Below are 23,540 nucleotides of genomic sequence, written 5' to 3' on the forward strand. Positions count from 1 at the left end.
CACCACGACCACCAACAGCCCTGTTCAAACGACAACAGTCGGCTCACGCCGGTGGATCGTCCCGGAAGAGGTCCTCCTTCACCCTCTTGGCACGCCAGCGGGTGGCGACGAGTTCGGGCCGTTCCCGGACCAGGTTCGGCAGCCAGCCCCGCTTCCGCGTATCGGGCGGAGCCTGATCCCAGTCGGCGATCAGCTCGAACGGGTCCGCCACGCGCCCGGCCTCGTCGCCCCAGTCTTCCCAGACGACCGCGGCGGGCGAGAACCTGGTCTCCTGAGCCCTGTCGCAGTCGTCGACACGCGAGGCGATCAATGCGCCGCAACCGTCGCAAGCCACGCAGTCGCTCCAGCCGGCAAGCGACCAGCAGCCGGTCTCGACCAACTCGTAGACGATCCTGGTGCCGCGGACGTCGCCCGGCGAGAGGACGGACGTTCCCGTGATGAGCGTCGGGCCGTGCGGCGCATCGTCGATCGCGTACGTTCCGGGCGAAAGCGAGGGTAAGCCCGCCCGGCACCGCGCGCTCCCCGTGTTGCAGCGCAGATACCGGTACGCATCACGCCGGCACCTCGCGCCGTAGAGCCGCTACATTGACCCGCACAGAAGGACACCCTCTGGGGCGGTCATGATCGAGTTTCACGTGCTAGGCACTCTGTCCATCTTGCGCGACAGCTACCTGATCACCGTGAGCGGCCGGAGTCTCAGTCGTCTGCTGGCTGTCCTCATCTGCCGGGCCAACCGGGCCGTCACCACGGCAGAGCTCGCTGACTCCGTCTGGGAAGGCGCTCCCTCGGCCAACCCCCGCAAGGCACTTCACGTCTACGTGCACCGGTTACGCGTCCTGCTGGGTGACGATGCTCTTATCACCGCGGAACAGGGCAGTTACACGCTGCGGGTCGGCGTACACCAGGTGGACGCTCTCCGGTTCGGGGATCTGGCCGCGCAGGGCCGGGCAGCGCTCGTACGCGACGACCCGCGTACGGCACGGGATCTCCTGCGCGAGGCGCTGGGCCTCTGGCGGGGACGGCCTTATGACACGGTGTCCGGCGCGACGCTGATCGCCGAGGAGATACGGCGGCTTGAGGAGCAGTATCTGCTGGTGCAGGAGGCACGGTTCGCGGCTGAGCTGGAACTCGGCGGCAGCGGGGAGCTCGCGGGCGAGCTGACCGAACTCGCCGCCGCCCACCCCTACCGGGAGCGTTTGTCGGCGCTGCTCATGCGCGCGCTCTACCGCTCGGGCCGGCAAGCCGACGCCCTGGAGGTGTTCCGGCGGGCTCGGGCGGTGCTCGTCGACGAGCTCGGGGTGGAGCCCGGCGAGGATCTCCAGCAGGTGCACCGGACGATTCTGCGTGGCGAAGGCGCCCCTTCGCCCGCGGCCGCCGGCGTCGCGGCGCGGGCGGCGGTCCCACGGCAGCTTCCCGGCGCGATCGCTGGTTTCGTCGGCCGGGATCAGCAGATCAGCGCGTTGGATCGGTTGCTGCTCGTGGGATCCCGCGACGGCGGCGGTCTCACCGTCGCCGTGATCGCCGGGACGGCCGGCGTGGGCAAGACCACGCTGGCGGTGCACTGGGCGCATCAGGTCGCCGACCGGTTTCCCGACGGGCAGCTCTATGTCGACCTCAGGGGCTTCGATCCCAGCGGTTCGCCGGTGTCCGCGGCGGAGGCCGTACGCGGGTTCCTGAGCGCGTTCGAGTATCCACCGCAGCGGATACCCTTCGACGACGCGGCCCAGATCAGCCTCTACCGCAGCCTGCTGGCCGGCAAGCGGGTTCTGGTCATTCTCGACAACGCCCGCGACGGCGACCAGATCCGTCCGCTGCTGCCCGGCTCGCCGCAGTGCCTGGTGCTGGTGACCAGCCGCGAGCGGTTGCCGGGCCTCGTGGCGGCCACTGCCGCGCACCCGCTGATGCTCGATGTGCTCCCCGATGCGGAGGCCCGCGCTCTCATGGCTCTTCGTGTCGGGGCCGACCGCGTCACGGTGGAGCCGGAGGCCGTCGACGAGATCATCCACCGGTGCGCACGGCTGCCCCTGGCGCTGGCGATCGCCGCGGGCCGGGCGGCGATCGCCGCGGATCTGCCACTCGCGAGCCTCGCCGGTCAGCTGCGGGGGGACGGTCGCCTGGACGCGCTGGACGCCGGCGATGCGGCGGCTGATGTGCGGACCGTCTTCTCCTGGTCCTACCGGGCGCTCAGCCGTGCCGCCGCTGGGATGTTCCGGCTGCTCGCCCTGCACCCAGGTCCGGACATCGCGCTGCCCGCCCTGGCGAGTCTCGCCGGTCTCCCCCGGCAGCGAGCCCAGGCCGTGCTGGCCGAGCTGATCCGCGCGCATCTGGTCGCCGAACATGTGCCCGGCCGCTACCGATGCCACGACCTCCTGCGGTCGTACGCCCGCGAACTGGCCGACGTCCACGACACCCGGCCGGCCCGCCGGGCCGCCACGCATCGGGTGCTCGATCACTACGTGCACAGCGCCCGGGCCGCGGTCCTGCGCCTGGACGCCGTCCGTGACCCGCTGCCGGAGACCACGCCGCAACCCCATGTCGTCCCGGAGACGTTCGCGGACCTGCCACAAGCGATGGACTGGTTCGCCGGCGCACATGCGGAGTTGCTCGCGGCGGTTCAGCGTGCCGTCGCGGACGGGTTCGACGCGCACGCCCACCGCCTGGCGTGGACTCTCATGCCGTTCCTGGACCGTCGCGGTCACTGGCACGACTGGCTGGACGTTCAGCATGCCGCCCTGGGAGCGACCCGGCGGATGGGCGACCGGTCCGAACAGGCCCGTGCCCACCGCGGCCTGGGCGGCGCGTACAAGCAGCTCGACCAGTACGCCGACGCCACCGCTCACTACGAGCAGGCGCTGGAGCTCTACCGGGACCTCGACGACAAGCTGGGCGAGGCGCAGACCCGCAACCATCTGAGCCTGGTGCTGGAGAGGCAGGGCCGCCAGCACGAGGCGATAGAACAGAACCGGCACGCCCTCGACCTCTTTCGCGCCCTCGGAGACAAGGCGGGGCAGGGCCGCTGTCTGCACTCGATCGGCTGGTACCACGCCCAGCTCGGGCACTACGAGATCGCGCTCGCCCATTGCCAGGAGGCACTCCCGCTGCTGCACGAGGTCGGCGACCGGGCCGAGCCGCACACCTGGGGGGCCCTCGGCTACGTCCACCACCACCTCGGCGACCACGACCGCGCCGTCGCCCATTACCAGCGGGGAATCGCACTGTTCCAGCAGTTGGGTGACCGCTACGCCGAGGCGATGACCCTGGAGTACGTCGGGGATGCGCATTCGGTCGCCGGCGATCTCGACTCGGCCGCCGAAGCCTGGCGGCAGGCGTTGAGCATTCTCGAAGAGCTTCGTTACCCCGGCGCGGACGCGGTACGCGTCAAGCTCGACCGTCTCCGCCAGTGAGGATGTGGGAGCGGTTCGCCAGTCCGGACGATGATTCCCAACCGCCGCCGGCCTCCATCCGATCGAGCCGGACGGAGGCCGGTGTGGCGTGGCCCTGGTCGCCATCGCGCTGAGCCACGGCGGCTACGACGTACCGCTCACCGCCTCGACGCAATCGTCGAGCCCGGCCATGGACGTATGCGAGCCGACGGTCGTCGTGTTGTAGGTGATCGCCGCGCCCGGCGGGAATGTCTTGCGTACCAGTGACTGTGGGGCGACGGGGTCGTCGGGTGAATCGACGACACACAGCCTGAGACCGGCCGGCAGGGTGGGCCGGTAGGTCGCGGGTGATGTGCAGGTCGCGTACCGGTTGGTGAGCAGCGTCCGCAGCGGTGAGGCATCGGCAGGCGGCTTCGCCGGTCCGGTCGTCGCGCATACCTCGTCCCAGAAGGCGAGCGTACGTGTCGACATCGACTCCGTGCCGTAGCGGGACCAGAGGGTGTCGGACATGAGGCCGATGCTTTCGGTGTCGGACCCGTCGATCACACGCTTGCCCAGCCGGGCCGCCATGGTGTCGTCGAGGTAGCCCAGTTCGACGATGGCGGAGAGGCGGTCGAATTCGGTGGTGGGGATCGAACGTTCGTCGCCGGCCGGTGGCAGGGGTCCCGGCTCGGTCCGCTCCAGTTTCCGCTGGAGCCGCGTGAGCACCGTCGACTGTTCGCGGATGAGTTCGGTGAGGCCGGCCGTGTAAGGGAAGGGGCGTCCGAGGACCGCCCAAGCGAAGCCGAGATCCTTGCCGTAGCTCAGGCGTACGCTTCCGAACGAGTGCCCGACGAATCCCTTGAGCGAGAGTTGGTGCCGGCCTGCGATGGCGCGGATCACGTCAGAGTAGGTCGACGGGGAGAAGCCCCAGGGGCTCGAAGCGGCGCCCAGCCCGCAGCTCGACCTCACCGGGCCGGCCGCGGAACGGTCTCCGTTTCGTATGTCGTGGTAGAAGGCGGACAGCGACTGATCGCAGCCGTCGGTCACGGGCGTCGTGACCCACGGCTCCTCGACGATGATCACGTTGAAGCGACGCATCAGGTCCGGGAGGACATCCGGCAGGCCCGCCAGGTTGAACGAGCCGGAGAGCGCCGACGTGCCGGGTCCGCCCAGGTCGAGGACGACCGCGTCGGACGTCGGTGCGGCGGGCTGCTGCAGGGTGTAGCGCCACGTCCGGCCGTCGACGGCGATCTCGCGGCACGACTCCCGCGTCTCGAATTGTTCGCAGAGGCTGGTGGCGGGCTTGGCGGTCGGCGGGGCCTGCGTCGGCTCGGGGTGGCTCCTGGCCGCTGTGGCGGCGACCAGGAGCACGATCCCGATCATGACGAGGGTCGACCAGCGCATGGTCTTCGCCGGTCGTCCGAACCGGACGGATCGCCGGCGCCCGCGCACTGTTCGGGAAGCTGGCATCGACTACCAGCCCGAGTCCTGGAACTTGTAGCTGTTCCAGAATGTGTAGGAGCAGAAGTCCGGCATCGCCCAGTCACACCAGTCGACCGCCGCGTACGTCTGGTCCGCCCAGTAGAGCGGTACCCAGCTGTTGATCGCCTCGAAGCTCGCCGCCGCGTCGAGCCGGAGCTTCTCAGCGGTGTGGCCGTCCCAGTCGAGACCGAACTGCATGGCGGTGTAGTCCTCATGGGTCCACGTCGTGTTGCAGCGGTGCACCGGGATCCCGAGGGTGAAACCACCGGCCGACACGCTGAAGTTCGCGATGTCGTCACAGGTCGTGGCGGTGGCCGCCGGGGTCACCTGCCACATCTTCTTGAAGTTGGCGCGATAACCCGACCACGGGCGCGAGAGGATGGAGAAGTCGTTCGTGCCCACATGGACGCAGTACGTGTAGAGGCTGCAGTTGGCGGGTTCGGCGGGCTTCCATGTTCCGAACCGGTTGTAGAAGAAGTAGGGCGAGCCGTCGCGCTCCCAGTCCTCGAACGAGCTGTTCATCTGACTGCTGTCCGCGACGCCGTCGTTGTTCGTGTCAGCGGTGGCGTAGCCCGGGCTGAAGTAGAACGTGCCGTAGCCGGAGTCGTTGAGCCGCAGTCCGGCCGCGGAGTTGGCCACGTCGAAGGCCGAGCCCGCTCCCAGCAGCGCCAGCCGCCGCTCACGTTGCGGCGAGACCGTCTGCGCGGCCGGCTGGAAGTCGACGCGTACGCGCTTGTGCTCGCCGACCGTACCCATGCGGGCGGCCTGAGCCCGGACCGCGGCCGGCTCGCTGTTGCCGTCCCAGACGAGGTCGACGAATCGACTGGGTGACACGGGATCCGGCACGTGCGCCGTCTTGACCGCTCTGGTGTCGAGAAGCCGGCCGTGGGATGCCGACTCGCGCAGGTAGCCTTGGATCCGGCCCTGCTGCTCGTGATTGGACTTGTCGGCTCGGTCGCCGGTGACGGTGGCGCCGCGGAGCGTATCGACTCCGACCGTGGCCACCGTTTCGGTGATCTTCGGCGGCTCGGCGGCCTGGGCAGCGGTGCTCGGGAGCAGGGCCATGACCAGGCCCACGCCGACCATCGCCGTGCCGAACCCGAATCGTGCACGTTGCATGTGGCTCCTTTCGAGGGGATGAAGGGAGTGCCCGGCCTGCCGTCCCGCTGTCGAGGAGCGCGGCTGGCTGGCCGTCACGCATCGATGGCCAGTGTTGCGAGAGCCGCTTACACCGCGGTTACAGTCGCCGGGTGCTCGATCCCTTCCTGTCGAGGCGCCTGGTCGGCGGCGGGCGAATGCCCGATGGGCACACCAGCCGAAGGGGCCTGGCGATCCTCGCCGATCTTCGAAACGATCCCCCCATGCATAGACTGACTCGCATAGTTGGATTGATATCGGTTCTGATCGCGGGACTGCTCGTCGGTCCCACTCCGGCCGCGTACGCCAGCCTCGCCCCTGTCGACCTGGCCCGCTGGGGCGCCTTCACCGACACCTTCGCCGCGGTGACGGCCACCGCGCCGCTCTACGGGCTCAACGTCGGCCTCGACACCCGCCAGACCGGCACCGCCAAGAACATCTCCTACACCCGGGTCTCCGGCCTGTGGAACACCGCCAACCCGCCCACCTCCGACTACGCCCAGGTGAACGCGCCCGGCCACGCCAACCGGCTGAGCCTGACGCACGGGACCAACGCCGTCATGCTCGGCGCGCCGGCCGTCGCCGACGACACCGGGCAGTACACGATCACCACCACGATCGATCCGGTCCGCGGCGACACGGCGAGCGCCGACTGGGCTTCGCTCATTCTCAGCCGGTCGCGCAACGCCTGGGGCTACCCGACCAACGCCGACGCCGACTTCGGCCTTACCGTCGCGTCCAACGGCGCCCTCGCCGTCTACCACGGCTCCGGCACTCCTGTGTGGACCGGAAGCGTCGCCGCCACTACCGAGTACGCGGTGTCGGTCACCGTGTCGCCGACGACGGCGACGGTCGTCGTGAACGGGCAGAGTTTCCCCGTCGGCGGCAGCTGGCCGGGCGAGGCGTACGTGTATCTGGGCACCTATCTTTCCAGCGGCAGTGAGCTGACCACGTTCGGCTCGGGGCTGACCGGCCAGGGGCTGTCAGTGTCGCGAGTGGACCTGTCGGTGCACGACAACCCGGAGATCTTCGCCGACGACTTCGACGGGGTCGCCGACACCGACGCCAACTCCTACGGGCTCAACGTCGATCTGCGTACGCGCCAGCCCGCCGTCGTGGCCAGCCGCTATCAGCGCGTCTCGGGCAACTGGTACAGCCCCACTCCGCCGCAGCCGTGGTACTCCCAGGTCAATCACCCCGTGCATCCGGGCGCACTCAGCTTCCACCTCGGCCCGTCTGGCGTACGCGTGGCCAAGCCCGTCGCCGCCGACCTGGACGGCAAGTACGCGATCTCGGTGAAGACCGATCCGCAGGACAGCGGCACGACGAGCACCGACTGGACTTCGATCATGCTCAGCTCGTCGGCCACGAGCAACGGCTACGTCACCGGCTCGGAGATCGACTTCGGGCTGCTCGTACGCTCCAACGGCGGGATCCAGCTCTACCGCCACGGTACGGCGCAGTGGGGCACGGAACCGGTCGTGGCGCCCGCCGCCGACGGCTCCTTCCGGGTGGGCCTGACCGCGCAGGGCCGCGATCTCGTGATCACTGTCAACGGCACGAGCTTCGCCGTCACGCTGACCGCCGACATCCCGGTCAACCCGTACCTGTACCTCGGGGCGTACATCAGCTCGTCCAGTACCGTCAGTACGTTCGACAGTCTGCGCGTCTCGCGGCTGGGCGGCGTGAACTACTACGGCTACTTCGACGTCCTGGACCCGACCGACCATGTCGACCACTCGCCGGCCGTCTCGGCGTACTCCAATCAGCATGTGTACCTCGACGGGCCGGGCACCGGCTTCCTCGACTACTGCCGCCCGCAGTCGTGCTCGGTGATGACCCAGTGGCAGGTGTTCGCACCGGACAACGCCGGGGTGTGGCATCTGCGTACGCCGTCCGACGTCACGAACCAGCTCGGCCTCCTCTCCGGCGACGTCGGCTCGAACCTCGACAAGGTCGGGACCGTCTACGTGATCGACGAGCCGTACAACAAGGGGCTGGCGCGTACCGATCTTCAGCAGGGTGTGACGGCGGTACGTGCCGCGTTCCCCGGCAAGCCCTTGAGCCTCACGCTCTTCGGCCGCGACGCGTCGACCGGCCTGCCGTCGCAGCTGCCGGTGTCCGGAGTGGAGCGGGTCGGCTTCGACTTCTACTGCGCGACGCAGACCGATCTCACGGCGACGCTCAACTGGCTGAAGACGAACCTGCCCTCGGCGTCGCAGCAGGTCATCCTCTTCCCCGAGGCGTCGCCGCTGTGGTGTCCCGGTGCGACGGACGCGAGTACCGCCGCCCGCCAGCAGGTCTACCTGAACGTGGCCGCCACCGACGTGCGGGTCTCGACCCTGTGGAACTTCGGCTGGTGGCTGGGCGGCGCGGGCGAGACCGACCCGTTCGTCCACCTGCCGCAGTCGGCGGCCGCGCAGACCGCGACCGGCAAGTCCGTCATCGGCGCGTAGCAGGTCCGTGATCGACGCCGGCCGTCCCGTATGGACGGTCGGCGTCGGCTCGGCCACCGGGTCACGACGCGGGCGTGATGTTCACGTTGTGGTGGAAGACGTTGTCCGGATCCCACTCGGCCTTGACCGCCTGCAGCCGCGCGTACTTCGGCCCGTAGACGGCTCGCGACCGTTCCTCGGTCGGCTCGGAGATGAAGTTGACGTATGTTCCGCCGGTGGCGTAGGGCGTGAGCGCGTCGTAGAGGTCGCGTGCCCATTCCCGGTCCGCGGCCAGCAGTTCCTCGTTCGGTGCGACGGCGGCGATGTCGTACGCCCAGCGGATGGCTGCGCGATCCCCGCCGAACGCGGTACGCCCGTCGTCCGCCTCCGCGAACGCGCCGCCCAACGGGAAGATCGGGGTCAGCGACATCGGCGAACGGCGGCGGCCGATCGCGTCCAGGCCGGCATCGATCACCTCGTCGGGCAGATCGCCGAGATAGTGCGCCTTGTCGTAGCCGTGGATTCCCCAGGGCGCGGCGTCGTCCAGCATCGTCTGCAATGCGACGTGCGGCACCGGCGCGGTGAACATGAACAGAGGATTCAAGTCCTGCAACGGTTTCACCGCGTTGGCGTGCTCCTCCGCCGAGTCCCAGTTCGCCACCAGGACGGCGTACCCGGCTTTGCCCACATGCTCCGGCGGGACGAAAGGCGCCGGCGGCGCGGCGAGTCCGGCGATCATCGCGCCGAAGCTCGACGGCAGCGCATGCAGGTACTCGCGGGCGAACCGCAGTGGTTCGCGCGCGTGGTCGGGCTCCCAGAAGAAGAGCCCGAGGTTGGCCATAGGCGACAGATCGTGCGCCTGGTACTCGAAGGTCGTCACCACGCCGAAATTGCCCCCGCCGCCGCGCAGCGCCCACATCAGCTCCGGGTTCTCGTCATCGGAGGCGTGGACGATCCGCCCGTCGGCCGTCACGACCTCCGCGCCGACGAGATGGTCGCAGGTGAGACCCCCCAGCCGCGTCAGCCAGCCGAACCCGCCGCCCAACGTCAGCCCGGCGATGCCGGTGTGGCTGATGGTGCCGCCCGGAACGGCCAGGCCGTGTGCGGCGGTCGCCGCGTCCAGCGCGGCCAGCGGAGCACCACCGCCGACCCTGACCACTTTGGTTGCCGGATCAACCACCACGTCAGTCATGCCGCCCAGGTCGACCATGAGCGCGCCCTCCTGCGCGGCCAGCCCGGCGAAGCTGTGCCCGCCGCCGCGGACGGTCACCTCCATCCCCTGCGTACGGGCGAATCTCAGTGCCGTCGCGACCTGCTGGGCGCTCGTCGCGCGCGCGATGACGGCGGCGCGGTGCCGGCTGTCGCCGTTCCAGATCGCCTTGTCCAGTGCGTCCTGGTATCCGTCGTCGCCCGGACGGAAGACGGCTCCGCCGAAGTCGTCGGCGAACCGGGCTTGGTCGGCGTCGCGCATGGCGGCCTCCTGGTGCAGGGAACCGCAGGCCACCCGCGGCCCCGCTACCAAGATTCTACGAGCGGCACACGGCCCCGGTGACCAGATCAACTAAGTGGGTGTGAACGGCCGCCCGGTCCAGGACACCCGCGACGGTCAGCGCGTACGCCGCGGATCAGACCCGGAGGACCGGAAGTGTCTAGAAGATCCACCTGATGTCGTTGGCGGGTGGATTGCTGCCGCCGGTACGCGGCCCGCCGACGAAGGCGACGATCGAGTCCGGCCGGATCTCGTAGAACTGCTCCGGGTCCTCGAGCGCGCTCTGATGAAAGAAGTAGTCCTGACCGTCGGCGTGCAGGAAGCCGTAGTTCTTCTGGACCATCGTCGTCTTCACCCGCCCGAGGGTCCTCGTCAGGTGGTCGGGGTCGGCGTCGCGCCGACGGTGGCGCAGCCGGATCGCGCTGTCGTCGAGGGTACGCCGATCGTCGCCCCGAGCCAGCGCGGCGAGGTCGGTCGCCTTGTGCTCCAGCAGCAGGCAGAGGTCGAGCAGATAGCCGTTCAGCAGCTCGACACCGCACGCCTCGACCGCTACCGCCGCACTGGCGATCAAGGTGCCGGCGCGAGCGTGGTCGCCCTTGTCCTCCGACTTCTTCACCAGGTGGGCGGTCGCCTGGAGGACGATGCACAGCGCGTCCCAGGCGACGACGGGCGCCACCTCGGGCAGCCGCAGAACGCGGGCGGCCTCCTCGATCGCCTCGTCGTACGCTTCGAGGCAGAAGTTCGCGTCGGCGATGCCGAGCCCGACGACGTGCGTACCCGGATCGAGGTCCTGGGCCTCCAGCATCAGCTGCAGTCCCTGGTGGAGGTTCATCCGGTTGTCGACCAGGAATTTGCCGTAGAAGTACCGGATGTAGGGGCTGTCCGGGGCGAGTTCCAGGCCGCACTGGTAGGCGTCCACCGCCTCCGAGAGGTTGCTCGCGAGGTCGTAGACGTAGCCCATGACGCGGTACGGCTCCGCGTATCCGGGCGCGAGCGCGTGCGCCTGCCGGCACAGCTCGATCGCCTCCATGTACCGGTAGGCCAGGGCCTCGTCGAGCGCGAACCGGAGCTTGCTGGCGGCGCTGTAGTCGCCGGGGTCGCGTACCTCGATGGTGTCGGGCGCGTACGGGTCGCGGCTGTGCGCGTACTGGAGGTCGCCGCCGATCTTCATCAGATGCTGCTGTCGCGCCGTCACCAGGCGATACTCGTGCGGGCTGGGCGCATGATGACGCTGGACGTACTTGCGGGCGAAGTCGCTCAGCGTCAACGCGCTGCGGCCCGGGCCGGCCGACAGCTGGGTCACGAAGTTCGTGCGCAGCAGCTCGAACGCCGCCGCGTCGGTGCGCATGGAGTCGAAGTCGTTGAGGAAGGCCAACTCGGCCCGCGTGTGGCTGCCGGTGGCGATCAGCAAGGATCGCAGCAGGCTTCGCGCGTCCTCGCTGAGCTGCTCGAAGACATGCCCCATGCAGTAGTCGAGCACGAGCCCCTCGTTGCGCAGCAGCTTCTCGGGCGACTCCCGGGACACCTCGACGCCGGTCACGAACCACTTGATGTACCCCGGATGCCTGTTCATCCGCTGTACGTAGCCGCTCGCGACGTCGCTGCTCAGCCCGGTCAGGGCGGTCACGTGCCGGACCCGGGCGAGCTGCCGGAGCAGATGTGTCGCCTCGCCCTCGCTCAGCGGGTCGAGATTGATGCCACGCTGGTCGCGTACGCCGATCCGGCTCGTGATGAGCACCTTCGATCCCGACGGAACGTGGGTGATGAAGTCGAGTATCCGGTCGTCCATGACGGTTTCGAGATTGTCGAGAACGAGCAGCATGCGAAACGATGACAGGTAGTCGCGTACCTCGGCGATGGGATCTCCGGCGGAGGCGCCGGCGAGGTCGGCGGCCGCCCGCTCGAACACCCCCATGGAGTCCTGGATCGCTCCGGGGATGCGCCGGATCTCCGAGGTCGTCAGCATCTCGGTCTTCGCCGTCGTCCACACGACGATCTGGAAGGGGCACGACGGATGATCGATCAGGTCGTAGACGACCTGCAGCGCGAGCGCCGTCTTCCCCAGGCCGCCCTCGCCGAGGATCGACACCACCGGCCAGGGCCCCTTCAGCAGCTCGGCGAGCAGTTCGCTGCGCAGCTGCCGGCGGCCGAGCAACCCGGTCTCGTCGAAATCGGCGGGCGGCAGGTTGTGGAACACCGTGCTCTGCGTGTCCGCGCGCAGGTCGGACCTCAGGCCCAGCACGTACGAGGGCTCGTCCTTGAGCCGCCGATGGGTCGCGGTGAGCTCCGGCCAGTCGAAACCTGGGACGAGCATCAGGCGGTCGGCTAGCTCGATCAGGCTGGACAGGTCGTCGATGTCCAACGGGCGGGCGTGGGCGACGCGGTTGCGGATCGGTACGGCGCGGTCCAGCGCACTGTGCAGCTTGTCGAGAGCAGCGCGCAGGTCTTCCGGGAAGCTCGCCGCCCAGCGACTGCGCAGCGCGTTGGCGTCACCGAAGTCGAGGTAGCCCACCAGGACCGCGGTCGTGGCGCCGTCGGCGTCGCGCCGCTCGTTCGCCTGACGCTTCAGCGCCTTCGCCCTGAGTTCCGCACCGAGCACCTGCTCCGCAGGGTGGTCGCCGCAGTACCTGACGATGAGCGCCCGGAGGTCGGACTCGATCGCGCGAAGCAGCGCATAACATGTCAAGCTGTAGAGATTGGTAGCCATTGACCCGCCTTCTGACATCAGCGGCATTCAGGCTATTGAGCGGGCTCAGTCGCCAGCAATCGACCGCCGGCTCAGTCCTCTTCAGACGGTCGTGCCCGCGATCCGACGGCCGACGTCCTCTTCCGTGGCTTTCGACCACGGAAGAGTCGCCGTGCGTGGCGCGATACGGGAAGTTCGGCGTAATCCCATCGGGTGCACACCGGTAGCGACCGCGATGTGAGCGCGCCGGAGCCTCTCCGTACGCCGAAGGGCGAGCGCACTCAGGCGTACAGGCTGCGCGCGCGTCCGAGCAGGTCGGCCAGGCCGGCCTGGGTCGCGACGACGATGATCCGCAGCCCGGCCTCGATACGCCGGTCTGGCGGCTGGAGCAGAGCGGTGTCGGTGTCCGCCGACTGGACGCCGAGCACTTTGACCAGGCCGGCGGCATTCACTGAGCTGAGCAGGACGCCGCTGAGCGGTGAGTCCGCCTCCACCAGGACCGTGGCGAAGAGCAGAACCCGGCGACCCAGGGCCATCACGCGGATGACCGGCTCGTGGCAGACGAGCGCGTGGGCGAAGGCGGCTGCCGCGATGCGCTCGGCGTTGCGGGAGACGCGCAGGCCGAAAGCGCGGTAGAGGCGATCGGCGAAGTCGCCGTCGCGCAGGCGCATGACCAGGCGGGGGCCGGATCCGTGATCCTGGGCGGTGAGCGCGATTTCAAGGTTCGTGAAGTCGTCCGGGATCGTCAGGACGACTATCCTGGCCGCTGCCGTCTGGGCGCGAACCAGTACCTGCGGCTGGGCGGCGTCGCCGATCACGACGGGCACGTTGAGTTCACGGGCGGCCCCAGCACCGCGGGACTGCTCGTCGCGCTCCACCCCGACGACGGTAAAGCCCAGCGAGACCATCCGGCGCATGACGCGAGTGCCCAGGTTGCCTAGACCGACCAGCACGATGTGGTACTGCATCGATCGGCGCATCCCGCTCGCACTGGCGAGCCGGGCAGAGACGACCACGTCGACGACCGCGGCCGCGATCGCCGGCACGAACGCGACGCTGATCACAGCCAGGATGATCCGGACGACGAGGGCCGCACTCGACTCATTAATATCGATGCTTTCCTGCCCGACGAGAGCGAGCAGCGAGCTGAGGAAGGCGTCGCCGAGCGACTGTCCCTCCAGCGAGGCGAGCAGCACGGACGCGACCACGAAGAAGAGAACGAGGCCGCCCAGCATATAGAGGTAGGGCCTGCGGATGCGGATGAACCGTGGGGGTCGGCCGCCTGTCACCGCCCTGCGCCGGGCGAGCCGGGCGGCTTCGAGCGGCCCCGCGTACCGAGTCAGGACGATGTCGGCGTCCTTGTCTCTGCCGAGCAGTCCGCCGTCGGCCTTGCCCAGGCCGGTCACGATGGCCTCGGGCGGGACGTCGGTGCGCCACTCGACCCACAGTTCCGTGGCGCCGATGCGCACCGGCTCCAAATCCAGCGCGCCGAGGGCCGCCTCGACCCACGCCGAGGCGGCGATGTCGCTGTCGGACAGGGCGACCGCGTCGTTCAGCAGGACGCTGACCCGGGAGGCCAACGCGAGGTTGAACGTCCGGATCACCGTCCGTACCGCGGGATGCAAGTCCTGCGCCACCAGGGCCGCCTGCAGGTTCACCGCGTCGTCGCGTTCCAGGAGCGCGATCGCGCCCGCCTCCGCGACGCCGGCGCGGCTCAGCACCTCGTCGTCGACCCGGTCCGCGCGCAGCACCCGCACGCCCGGGACCAGCGTGATCTCCTCCGAGCTTCGTCCACCGGTGACCACCGCCGTGACCGGCACGTGGTAATGCTCGACCAGCGAGATGATCGTGCGCAGCGCGAGGTCGTCGCTGCCGACCACGATCACCGGCGCCGGACGGCTCACAGGTGCTCCCCCAGCGGCGTCGTGGCGACCCCCGCGCCCGCGCGATGGACCAGGTGTGTCTCCCGACCGACGCCCAGGGCCGCGCCGAGCCCGTCCCACTCGTCGTCGGAAAGACCCGCCCGCCACAGGCGTACGGTCGAGCGCCACCAGTCCGGCACGTCCGCGCCCACCGCCGCCACGTCGGCCAGCGGCACCAGCGCGTTCGCGCTCATCGCCGTTCTCAGCAAGAGCAGATTCGCCGTGTACGCGGCCATCGCCCGGACGAGGTCGTCCGGCTGCGGGCGGTACGGCACACCGTGTTCGAAGACCGCTCGCGTACGCGCCTGCCGGGAAAGCTGGTCCAGCAGCTCGATGCACGCCCGCTGGTCCTCGTCCGGCAGTGCCCTGAACAGCTCGACGGCGAACGAGATCACGGACGTGGGCCGGACCAGGCAGCGGTAGGACAGCAGCGCCCGCAGGATCCGGGTGTCGACGGCCGCCCGCAGCGCGGAACGGCGGGTGCGGGCCAGTTCGCCGATCAGCTCCACGGTGTGCAGAGCGACGAGGAACTCCTCGAACGTGGCGTGCAGGAACTCGAAGGTACGCGCCGGGCGCAGCCCCGACACCGTGTTGAACTCGGAGGCCTGGATGAAGAAGAACTGCCCGACGGTACGCGCCGCCAGCTCGGCGACGGCGGCGGCGTCGCTCGCGCCCTGTTCCTCGGTCAGCAGGGCGGTGAAGTCCGCGGCCAGTTCCGCCTCGGACACGCGCAGGCCGTCGCGGCGGTTGTACATGGCGAACGCGGCGATGCCCAGGTGCCATTGGACGGTCTGCGCCGGCTGCCGCATGCTCGCCTCGGAGGCGTTGACGCCCAGCGACCGGCCGACCTCGCGGCGGATGAAGTTGTCGAGCAGTCCCCGGTACAGGTCGGCTCTGGCCATGACCAGGGCGTCGAGGTCGGCGCCGGCGGGGTCGCACGCGTACAGGGCCAGCATGAGCAGCAGCAGCGGCTGACGGGCCAGGTCGGCGTGGCGTACGACGGCGGCGGGATCCACCTCGCGGACGGTGCCGCCGAAGATGCCCGAGCCGTTGGTCTCGTTCCACACCCGCAGCCAGCGCCGGATCCGGTCGTCGTCGAACTCGGCGAGTTGGACGAGCGTGCTGCCCGCCGGGACGCGTACGCGGTCCGCGACAACGGTCCGCGAGGTCACGATGACGGCCACCGGGCGCTGGAGGTCGTACTCGCGCTGCTGGAAGTCCACGATCTCGGTGAGGTAGCCCACCTTCCCGTGCTGACCGGAGGCGAGCAGCAGTTCGTCGAGGCCGTCGAGGAGCACCACGCGGACGCGGACGCCGCTCTCGTCGCTGACGTCACCCCAGCGCAGCCGGCCGTTGGTCAACTCGTCGAGAGCCTGCTGGATCTGTTCGCGCGGCGGCGCGTCGGCGTCGACCGAGCGCAGCGCGACGCGTACCGTCGTGAATCCCTCGGGTGGCAGGCGGGCGGCGAGAACCCGGGTGAGCAGCGACTTGCCGGAACCCGGGTGGCCCAGCAGCAGCATTGGCGCGAGCATGCTGGCCGGGGTGGCGAAGTAGGCGGCCAGGAAGCGGTCGAAATCCTCCTCCAGCGGCAGCTTCTGCCACCAGGCCTCTTCCGCCGGCCGGGCATCGGGGGATGTGACCGCGTACCGGAAGGCGGGGGTGACGTAGCCCTGCTCCACCGTGGGAAAGACGACGTGCGGGGCGTGCCGGAGAGATTCGTCGGGCACCAGCGGCGTACGCATGACCGCGCGGTTCGCGAGGCTCAGCATGCCCGTCTGCGAGCCGGCGGCGGGAATCTCGGCCGGTGACATCCGGCGCAGGGCCTGTTCCAGGCGGACGAGCTGGCCGGCCTGCTGGTCGAGGAGCTCGGCCAGGTCGTGGGCGTGCTGCTCGACCGCGGCGCGGGTGGCGGCGGCCTCGGCGAGCCCGGCCCAGATGTAGAACTCGGGGACCTTGGCCGCGAGCGTGACGTACAGGCCCTGGTACCGGCGCAGCGCCTCGGCGACGATCTCGGCGCGGAGCTGGTCCTCGTCGCGGCGCTGGCGGACCTTCGACCAGGCGCGCAGGCCACGGAAGAAGCTCAGCGTGTTCTCGGCGGTCTCGGTGAAGTACGCCGTGAGCGGCCCGGCGACCGTCTCCTCGAATCCCATCGTGGCCGACGGCATCGGGACCTGCGCGTCGTACAGGCGGTCGAGCACCGTACGCGCGTCGGGAAGCCGTGTCGCCAGGAGCCGCTTCTCGTCCTCGGTCACCGAAAGCGACCGGTACGCCGGGCCGATCGCGGACTCGACGGCGTCGAAGAAGGCGGTGGCCACGAGCGTCGTATGCGCCGCCTTGAGCAGCTCGTGCCGCTGGTAGCCGGCCTGCCCGCGCAGCTTGCCGACACCGTTGTCGAACAACTGGTGCAGCAGGGAGGTCGCCTCGTTCTTCTGGTCCACCCAGCCCCACAGGGCGCCCAGCGGCGCGGCCGCGAGACCCAGGCCCGGCGCGACCAGGATCAGGCCGCCGAGCAGTACGTTGAGGGTGGAGATGACGGGGCTCTCGTCTTTGCCGAGTATCCGCAGGGCGCCGCGCAGGGACATCGACGGATCACGGGACAAGCGGGGGCTCCCTCTACAGTCGACGATCCGGTCCTGCGACCCAACGGTACGAACGGCCGTCGCCGACTGTCAACGGATGTCACCGGACTGGGCTCAGCGCATTCCGTACGTGCGGTATTCCGCTGTTCAGGCGGATGGCGATCGTCCGGGCTTCGGGCATTGCTGCCGGCAGGGTTTGGATAAGGTCTGGCGGTGACCTTGACTGCGGACCCTGCCGAGCGTCAGCAGCGTGAGTATGAGTGCTCATGCTGCAACGCCGCGATCGAGCGGGTATGGAATTACGTCCACCGGGATGGGACCGCGTGGGCGGTGTACTTCGCCAACTGCTACCACCACACAGACCAGCCTCATGACGCCTGGATCGACGTCATCATGGGCACGTGGGGCGATGACGGCACCGACGACCACGTGACATTCGGGTGCCGCGTAGGTCCGGTGGAGAACAGTGCCTTTCCTGCGGCAACGCTGGTGGATGCTTTGACTGGCTTTACTCCCAGCGCGGTCCACGGCAGCGTTTTGACGAGGGAACAGGGACTGGAACACCCGTGGCTGCCACAGTTCTGGGAGATCGTGGACTTCGTCCTGGAGAACGACCCCACAATCCATGGTCATCTGTATTCGGTCTGATCCGCGTGGTGGACCAGGACACCCTATATCGACCGAGCGTCTATCTGTTCGATGGACGTGATCCCGGCGCCGGAGACGCAACCTCACGTCGATCCGTGAGACCGTCGGACGCCGGCAGGAGCCGCCGCGCGCCCGGCCCTTCCGCGCCGAGCTTGTCGCCCGGGTTCGTGTAGGGGCAGGCGCTGAGCGACAGGCAGCCGCAGCCGATGCAGTTGGCGAGGTTGTCCCGCAGCGCAACCAGCCGCTCGATCCGCTCGTCGAGGTCGCTACGCCACACTCGGGCCAGACGTGCCCAGTCGCGCTTGGTAGGCGGCCGCTGGTGGGGCAGATCGTCGAGGGCTTCCTTGATGCGCGCCAGCGGGATGCCGAGCGTCTGCGACGCCCGAATGAACGCGATCAGCCGCAGGGTGTCCCGCCGGTACTCGCGTCGGTCGCCGGCGGTCCGCCGACTACGGATGAGCCCGAGCTGCTCGTAGTAATGAAGGGTCGACACCGCCACCCCGGCCCGCCGTGCGACCTGCCCCGGTTTGAGCCACACCGCATCGCTCGCGATGCCGTCGCCCTTAATGCCGTCGCCCTTAATGCCATCGCCGGCAATGCCATCGCCCGCAGTGTCCGACACAACCGCCCCTTGACATCAAGTGAACTTGATGAAGTGAACTCTACTCATGACACCATCGATTGCCCCGCCCGGGATGTCCACGAAGGACGCTCAGGAGCTCGTTGCCCAGGTCGCCGAACTGGAGCGCACCCAGCTCGCCGAGGACGTCGAGGGGTTCGCAGCGCTCTTCGACGAACACGCCGTCTGGATCACCGGCGGTGGCCGGCGCCTGGTCGGTCGTGCGGCCATCGCGGCCTTCACCCGTGAGGTGCTGCCGGGCGCGTTCGTCACCGGCAGCGTCCGGTACGACGTCGCCCACATCCGCTTCATCACGGAGGATGTCGCGCTCACGAGTGTGGACCAGGAATACCTCACCACGGACGGCCAGCCGGTCTCCCCTCGGCAGGAGGGCCGCCCGACCTACGTCTGGCATCGGCGCGACGGTCGGTGGCTCATCGCAAGCGGGCAGAACACCGCAGTGCCGTCCGGCGAGGAGTGACGCGCCGACCAAGACCACCGAAGGTCAGTCCCCGGATTCCTCCTCCGTGTCCTCCCGCTCGGCGGACCTGCGCCGCGCATCGTCCTCGGTCGCGTCACTCCCGGAATCGGACTCCCCGGACGCCTGGGTCGGTACGCCGTGCAGGTCCCGATCGGGCTGCCGGGCGAACTCCTCGGGCGTCTCCTCGTGGAACTCAGGTTCGGTCATGACCTCCCGGTACCCCGTCTGACCCGTCCCATGCACACGATTTCTACCGATCGGCCAGGGACGGCGCTTTGCTCGGCCGTTTCGACGGCGCCGTCTGGGTGGCATGCGGGGACACCGTCGCCTTGTGTGACGCCGCCGGTCCGCGCGACGCGGGCGAGCCGGACGACACGGGTGACGGCGTCGGCGACAGCGCGGGCGGGGATGAGGCTGCCGGTGACGGCGATGCCGATGATGCGGCTGGGGTCGGCTGGCTCGCCGAACCCGGCCAGGCCAGGACGGCCGCGACGACCAGCACTGCCGCCCCGGTCACCAGTCCGACCGCCCAGCCCACCCCCGACCGAAAGATGCCGCCGAGCTGGTCGCCGAGCCAGGCGGGGGTGAAGGTCGCCGGCGCCGGCGCGCCGGATAACTCGGCCAGGACTCGCCACGGCCGCCGGCGGTCGTGGTCAGCCCGCTGCAGCAGCGGCGTACGCAGGACGAGGATGAGGTCGTCGCGCCGGCCGGCGAGCGCCGACAGGTCCAGTGACCGCAGTTCCCGGGCGATCCGCTCACGGGTGTCGGGCCGGTCCGCGTCCACGCGCGGCTTGTCGGGCCGCTCTGGTCCGTCGGCGGGAAGGTCGGCGAACCAGCGTATGCAGCGCGCGACGGTGGTGCTCCAGGTTGCCGGATCCAGCCGGAAACCGGGCTCCTCAGCCAGTTCGTAATTCAGTCCGTCGAGTGTGGACAATTCACCGGCGAGCGCGGCGGCCGCGACCGCGACCACGTCCGAAGCTGAGGCCGGCGTACCGACGCCGATGACGGCGGCCCGGATCGGCCGGTGCAGGGAGTCGGTCACGGGTTCGACCGGTCCCAGGCGCGTGATGTAGACGACCAGCCCGACCTCGCGGGCGTACGCGAGCACGAGCGACGGGCTCTCGTCGTCGGCGAGGTCATCGAGGGTCGCGCCGTACCAGCGGTGCCGCCGGACCTCGGTCAGCCGTGCGGATTCAGCCTTGCCGGTGGAGCCGGCCGCTCCAGAGATCGGCAGCCACTGGTAGTCGTCGGCACGGCGGCGTCCGCGGCTGTGCACGTACCAGGTGGCCGTGCTCATCGGCTGCCGTGCCGCGAGGAGTAGAGCAGGGGGTGGTCCTGGAGCACCTCGAAGCCGTCGGTCGTCTTGCAGCCGAGGGCGAACTCGTCCACGGCGGCCGCCAGCCGGCTGTTCACGCCCGTGATCAAGTCTCGGATGGCCGCGAAACGCGAGCGCTCTTCGTAGCGATATTTGTTGATGGCAAAGCGCAGCAGGTACCGCAGCGGCTGGTCGGTGTCGATCGGCTTGTAGCCGCCCTGGTACCCCAGCGACCGGTACTCGAAGTCCGCCTCGCCCTTCTCGTCAGGATGGACCCTGAGCAGCCGGATCGACCCGATGGTCTGCACCGAGGTCAGCACGCAGCCGACCCGGCCCCGTACGTCCGTTCCGCGGATGTGGTCGAGCAGCGGACGGTATTTCTCGATCGCCTTCTTCACGAGCCGGTCGGTACCGTCCGGTGTGGCCAGGTAGGTCTCGCACTTGAGCAGGGTCAGGATGATGAGCCGCGGCTCCGGGCTGGCGGCGAGCATGCGTTTGATCTCGTCCAGCACCACGAGCGGCGTGTTCGTCACGTTGTGGAACGCGCCGTCCTGCTCCATCATGGCCGCCGCGTCGATCGCGACGAGCACCACGTCGCTGTCCACGAGGATCTGCTCCACGACATCATGGTCGGCGTACGCGGCCGGCAGCATGAACCGGCCCGGGTAGTCGGTCAGCTGCAGGGTGAAGGCTGCCGGCCAGCCCTTGCCACCGATGTCGAACCGGTAGCGGCGGACCGAACCCGTGCCTTCCATGCCTACGTGGACCCGGATCGAGTTCATGGTCGCGATCCGCTGCAGGACCGCCACGCTGGCGCCCAGGGTCCGGCTGGTCTCCGACTCGGGCCGGATGTCGAGGTCCACGTTCCCTACCACGTGGCCGAACCGCTCGTACATCGCGGCGAGCAGCGAGGTCTTGCCGACGCCGACCGAGCCGAGCATCGTGGCGTTGATGACGATGCGGCCGTTCGGCTGCGCGGCGCCGGTCATGGTGTCTCCTCCTGCGGTCGCGCCGGCGCGGCCGGCTCCACGGTGATCTGTACCCATGCCTCGGCCTGCGTCTGGGTCCGCAGCAGCGCCAGTTCACGGTTCCACTCGACGAACCGGCCCGAGCGCTCGGCGAGCTCGGCCAGCGGTCCTGGCCACAGCTCGGCGCGTACCTGCTCGTAGAAGACGCGCCATTCGCGCTGGACGCCGATCGAGCGCAGGACGCGGTCGGTGAACTCCTCCACGATCGCGAACAGCGCCCCGTTGGGCTCGGCGAAGATGTCCCGCAGGGTGTCCTCGCAGCGCTTGAGCGCATCCTGGTAGCTGACCTCCAGCATCTCCAGCATCTTCGCGTTGCTGACCGTGTCGACGTCCAGCGGCAGCTGGAAGGTCGGATGGTCGCTGTGCAGGCCGTCCAGGCAGGGCCGGATGCGGTGCTGGATGAAGCCGCGGTAGGCCAGCTCGAAGTCGGCGAGCATGTGCAGGCCGTAGCCGATCTCGGCGCCGACGAACTCCGAGGCGTTCTCGGGCACCCGGCCGGCGATGTCGAGCAGGACGTCCCGGCCGGTCGCCGAGCCGCCGTCCGAGTCACTGACCGAGTCACCCGCAACGCCCATGGCCACGACCCGCGCCGAGCCGGCGAGCGGCGCCAGCTCGCCGGCGCCGCAGAGCACCTGCGCGATCTGCTCCTGCATCCAGGCCACCCGGGCCTTCAGCACGCCGTCGAGCTCCAGGAAGTGGCGCGACAGATGGGCCCGCGCCTCGTTCAGGAACTGGCCGTACGCGATGGCCCGGCCGCCGACCGCCGCGGCCCGGATCACGATGCCCTCCTCGTCGGGCAGGCCGTCGTCCTCGCCGGCCCGGCGGATCACCTCGGCCACGGCGCGGGCGAACTCACCGTCGGGTGCGTTGCGGCTGCCCTCCAACGATTTGACCAGCTTGACCAGTGCCGTCGACATCTGCTCGTACGCGCTCTCGAACAGTTTCTGGAACAGCGGGAACCAGGAACTGCTGGGCTGGGACAGGGCCGCGACCCGGCCGGCCTCCGCCACGAGTGTGTTCAGCTCGTGCCGCAGTTCGGCGAGGTGGCGCAGGCGGTCGCCGAGCAGCAGGCCGTCGAGTTCGTCCACGTGCGCCAGCAGGTAGTCGACGATGGGGTCGAAGGCCGCGCTCACCTCGTCGGGCCGGGAGCAGTCCACCACCGTCGACCCGGCGACCTGGATCGGCGACCCGGCCACCTTTTCCTGGTAGCGGCGGGCGTTCGCGGAGTTGTCCCGGTCGGAGCTGCGCCGGTGGTTGATGATCAGGAACGAGCGCCGCTGCATCGGGATCTCCGACAGCGCGTCGCGGGCCTGGGTGTAGAGGTCGATGTCGAAGTCCTGGATGTCGTCGCCGCCGGCTTTCGGCTCGCGGACGAACAGCACCACGTCAACGTCGTCCTTCAGCGCCGACAGCAGGATCTTCGAGTCGCCCAGGTTGGTGTCGCCGAGGCCGGGCAGGTCGATGACGCCCAGCCCCTCGACGTCGGTGGCCGGGAAGTTCGTCGTGATCACCACGCGGCGTACCGCCCGGAAGGCGTGGTACTGCCGGCTGCCGGACGGGTCGTCCTGCGCCACGTACTCGCGGATCCGCTCGGCGCCGACGGTGAACGGCGACTCGCCGCCGATGAGGCCGCCGTACGCCCCGAAGTTCGCGTGGTACGCCCCGAGGTGCCGGTATTCGCTCGTGGCCCGCGGGTCGTCGCCGGTCAGCGCCGGCAGCGGATGGTCGGCGAAGTCGCGTACGGCGGTGGGGGCGGGGCCGAGGCCGAGGCGGCTGTAGTACGGCTCGATGACCTCCCGCAGGAAGGTCGTCTCGTCGTGCAGGAACACCTGGGCGCTGGGGTCCGCGCCCGGCCGGTGCTGGACGAGGCTGGCCACGCCGGTGCAGAAGCCGCCGTCCCCGTCGGGGATCTCGCGGGCGGTCAGGCCGGTGAGGCTCTGCAGGAAGCGGCTCTTGCCCATTCGCGCCCGGCCGACCATGCCGACGTTGAGGGTCGTGCGCCCGAGGCGTACGCCGAGCCGGGCGAGTTCCGCCCGCTCGCCGCGCAGCCTGTCCTCCAGGCCCCGCATCGTGTTGCCGATGTCGAACAGGCGGTCGCGCGCCTCGATCTCGATGCGGCCCAGCAGATCCAGGCGGGCTTCGTCGAGCCGGGTCAGGGCGCTGCCGACCGCGGCGAGGTGGGAGTCGAGCGCTTCGAGCGAGGTGGCGTGCTCGCTGCGCCGGGCGAGAATCTGAGCGATCTTCTGTGACCGGGACACCAGCGCTCCGTCGGGAGATCCATCGTGGAATGGTTCCTGCTGGCGTGATGCTGTCACGCGGGCCACCGGTGGTCACATCCTGTGATCGCACGGATA

General features: G+C 69.5%; 16 protein-coding genes. 4 read left to right on the forward strand and 12 right to left on the reverse strand.

The annotated features are described in order from the left end of the window. Positions 1-43 precede the first annotated feature (43 nt). Entirely contained in the window at positions 44-379 is a 336-nt protein-coding gene (locus G401_RS52370) for a hypothetical protein (RefSeq protein WP_157545334.1), read from the reverse strand. 277 nt (positions 380-656) lie between these two features. Between G401_RS52370 and G401_RS0104865 the strand changes: the two genes are divergently transcribed. Beyond that, complete coding sequence (locus tag G401_RS0104865) at positions 657-3,404, forward strand: AfsR/SARP family transcriptional regulator (RefSeq protein WP_051366141.1); 2,748 nt, start codon at positions 657-659, stop codon at positions 3,402-3,404. Positions 3,405-3,527: 123 nt separating this feature from the next. Here the strand turns inward: G401_RS0104865 and G401_RS0104870 are convergent, their stop codons facing one another. Both G401_RS0104870 and G401_RS0104875 read right to left on the reverse strand, forming a co-directional pair. Then, positions 3,528-4,769, reverse strand: a complete 1,242-nt coding sequence (locus G401_RS0104870) for a hypothetical protein (RefSeq protein ID WP_027341618.1) — start codon at positions 4,767-4,769, stop codon at positions 3,528-3,530. 69 nt (positions 4,770-4,838) lie between these two features. Further along, positions 4,839-5,966 carry a hypothetical protein gene (locus tag G401_RS0104875; RefSeq protein ID WP_027341619.1) on the reverse strand — a complete coding sequence of 376 codons (1,128 nt, stop codon included), beginning with the start codon at positions 5,964-5,966 and terminating at the stop codon, positions 4,839-4,841. Between the two features lie 269 nt (positions 5,967-6,235). Between G401_RS0104875 and G401_RS0104880 the strand changes: the two genes are divergently transcribed. Then, entirely contained in the window at positions 6,236-8,440 is a 2,205-nt protein-coding gene (locus G401_RS0104880) for a hypothetical protein (protein ID WP_027341620.1), read from the forward strand. 61 nt (positions 8,441-8,501) lie between these two features. Here G401_RS0104880 and G401_RS43520 read toward each other — a convergent pair whose 3' ends face one another. The 4 genes from G401_RS43520 to G401_RS56625 form a co-directional block, all read right to left on the reverse strand. Next, positions 8,502-9,890 carry an FAD-binding oxidoreductase gene (locus G401_RS43520; protein WP_051366143.1) on the reverse strand — a complete coding sequence of 463 codons (1,389 nt, stop codon included), beginning with the start codon at positions 9,888-9,890 and terminating at the stop codon, positions 8,502-8,504. Between the two features lie 178 nt (positions 9,891-10,068). Next, positions 10,069-12,615 carry a tetratricopeptide repeat protein gene (locus G401_RS0104890; protein WP_027341621.1) on the reverse strand — a complete coding sequence of 849 codons (2,547 nt, stop codon included), beginning with the start codon at positions 12,613-12,615 and terminating at the stop codon, positions 10,069-10,071. A gap of 260 nt (positions 12,616-12,875) precedes the next feature. Next, positions 12,876-14,498: an NAD-binding protein gene (locus G401_RS0104895; RefSeq protein ID WP_027341622.1), complete on the reverse strand. Its 1,623-nt coding sequence runs from the start codon at positions 14,496-14,498 to the stop codon at positions 12,876-12,878. Further along, positions 14,495-17,116 carry an NACHT N-terminal helical domain 7-containing protein gene (locus G401_RS56625; protein WP_169734148.1) on the reverse strand — a complete coding sequence of 874 codons (2,622 nt, stop codon included), beginning with the start codon at positions 17,114-17,116 and terminating at the stop codon, positions 14,495-14,497. Before G401_RS56625 ends, G401_RS0104895 begins: the two co-directional genes overlap by 4 nt. A 192-nt stretch (positions 17,117-17,308) precedes the next feature. On the opposite strand from G401_RS56625, the gene G401_RS52375 reads away from it, so the two are divergent. Next, positions 17,309-17,743 carry a hypothetical protein gene (locus G401_RS52375; protein ID WP_027341624.1) on the forward strand — a complete coding sequence of 145 codons (435 nt, stop codon included), beginning with the start codon at positions 17,309-17,311 and terminating at the stop codon, positions 17,741-17,743. A 40-nt stretch (positions 17,744-17,783) separates the two neighbouring features. Here the strand turns inward: G401_RS52375 and soxR are convergent, their stop codons facing one another. Then, positions 17,784-18,281 carry a redox-sensitive transcriptional activator SoxR gene (soxR, locus tag G401_RS43530; RefSeq protein ID WP_281174137.1) on the reverse strand — a complete coding sequence of 166 codons (498 nt, stop codon included), beginning with the start codon at positions 18,279-18,281 and terminating at the stop codon, positions 17,784-17,786. 130 nt (positions 18,282-18,411) lie between these two features. Here soxR and G401_RS0104915 point away from each other — a divergent pair, with 130 nt between their 5' ends. Beyond that, entirely contained in the window at positions 18,412-18,843 is a 432-nt protein-coding gene (locus G401_RS0104915) for an SgcJ/EcaC family oxidoreductase (protein WP_027341625.1), read from the forward strand. 24 nt (positions 18,844-18,867) lie between these two features. On the opposite strand, the gene G401_RS0104920 is transcribed toward G401_RS0104915, so the two are convergent. Genes G401_RS0104920 through G401_RS0104935 form a run of 4 tightly spaced genes read right to left on the reverse strand, consistent with a single transcriptional unit; the run spans position 18,868 to position 23,444 of the window. After that, complete coding sequence (locus tag G401_RS0104920; RefSeq protein ID WP_157545340.1) at positions 18,868-19,050, reverse strand: hypothetical protein; 183 nt, start codon at positions 19,048-19,050, stop codon at positions 18,868-18,870. Between the two features lie 43 nt (positions 19,051-19,093). Beyond that, positions 19,094-20,140, reverse strand: coding sequence for a hypothetical protein (locus tag G401_RS0104925; RefSeq protein ID WP_034590688.1), 1,047 nt, complete (start codon positions 20,138-20,140; stop codon positions 19,094-19,096). Next, on the reverse strand, positions 20,137-21,147 hold the full coding sequence (locus G401_RS52380; protein WP_027341628.1) for a TRAFAC clade GTPase domain-containing protein: 1,011 nt from the start codon (positions 21,145-21,147) through the stop codon (positions 20,137-20,139). Before G401_RS52380 ends, G401_RS0104925 begins: the two co-directional genes overlap by 4 nt. Continuing rightward, positions 21,144-23,444, reverse strand: a complete 2,301-nt coding sequence (locus G401_RS0104935) for a P-loop NTPase family protein (protein ID WP_027341629.1) — start codon at positions 23,442-23,444, stop codon at positions 21,144-21,146. The genes G401_RS52380 and G401_RS0104935 overlap by 4 nt, the downstream gene beginning before the upstream one ends. Positions 23,445-23,540: the final 96 nt, after the last annotated feature.

It is taken from the genome of Hamadaea tsunoensis DSM 44101, from assembly GCF_000428945.1.
GTDB lineage: Bacteria > Actinomycetota > Actinomycetes > Mycobacteriales > Micromonosporaceae > Hamadaea > Hamadaea tsunoensis.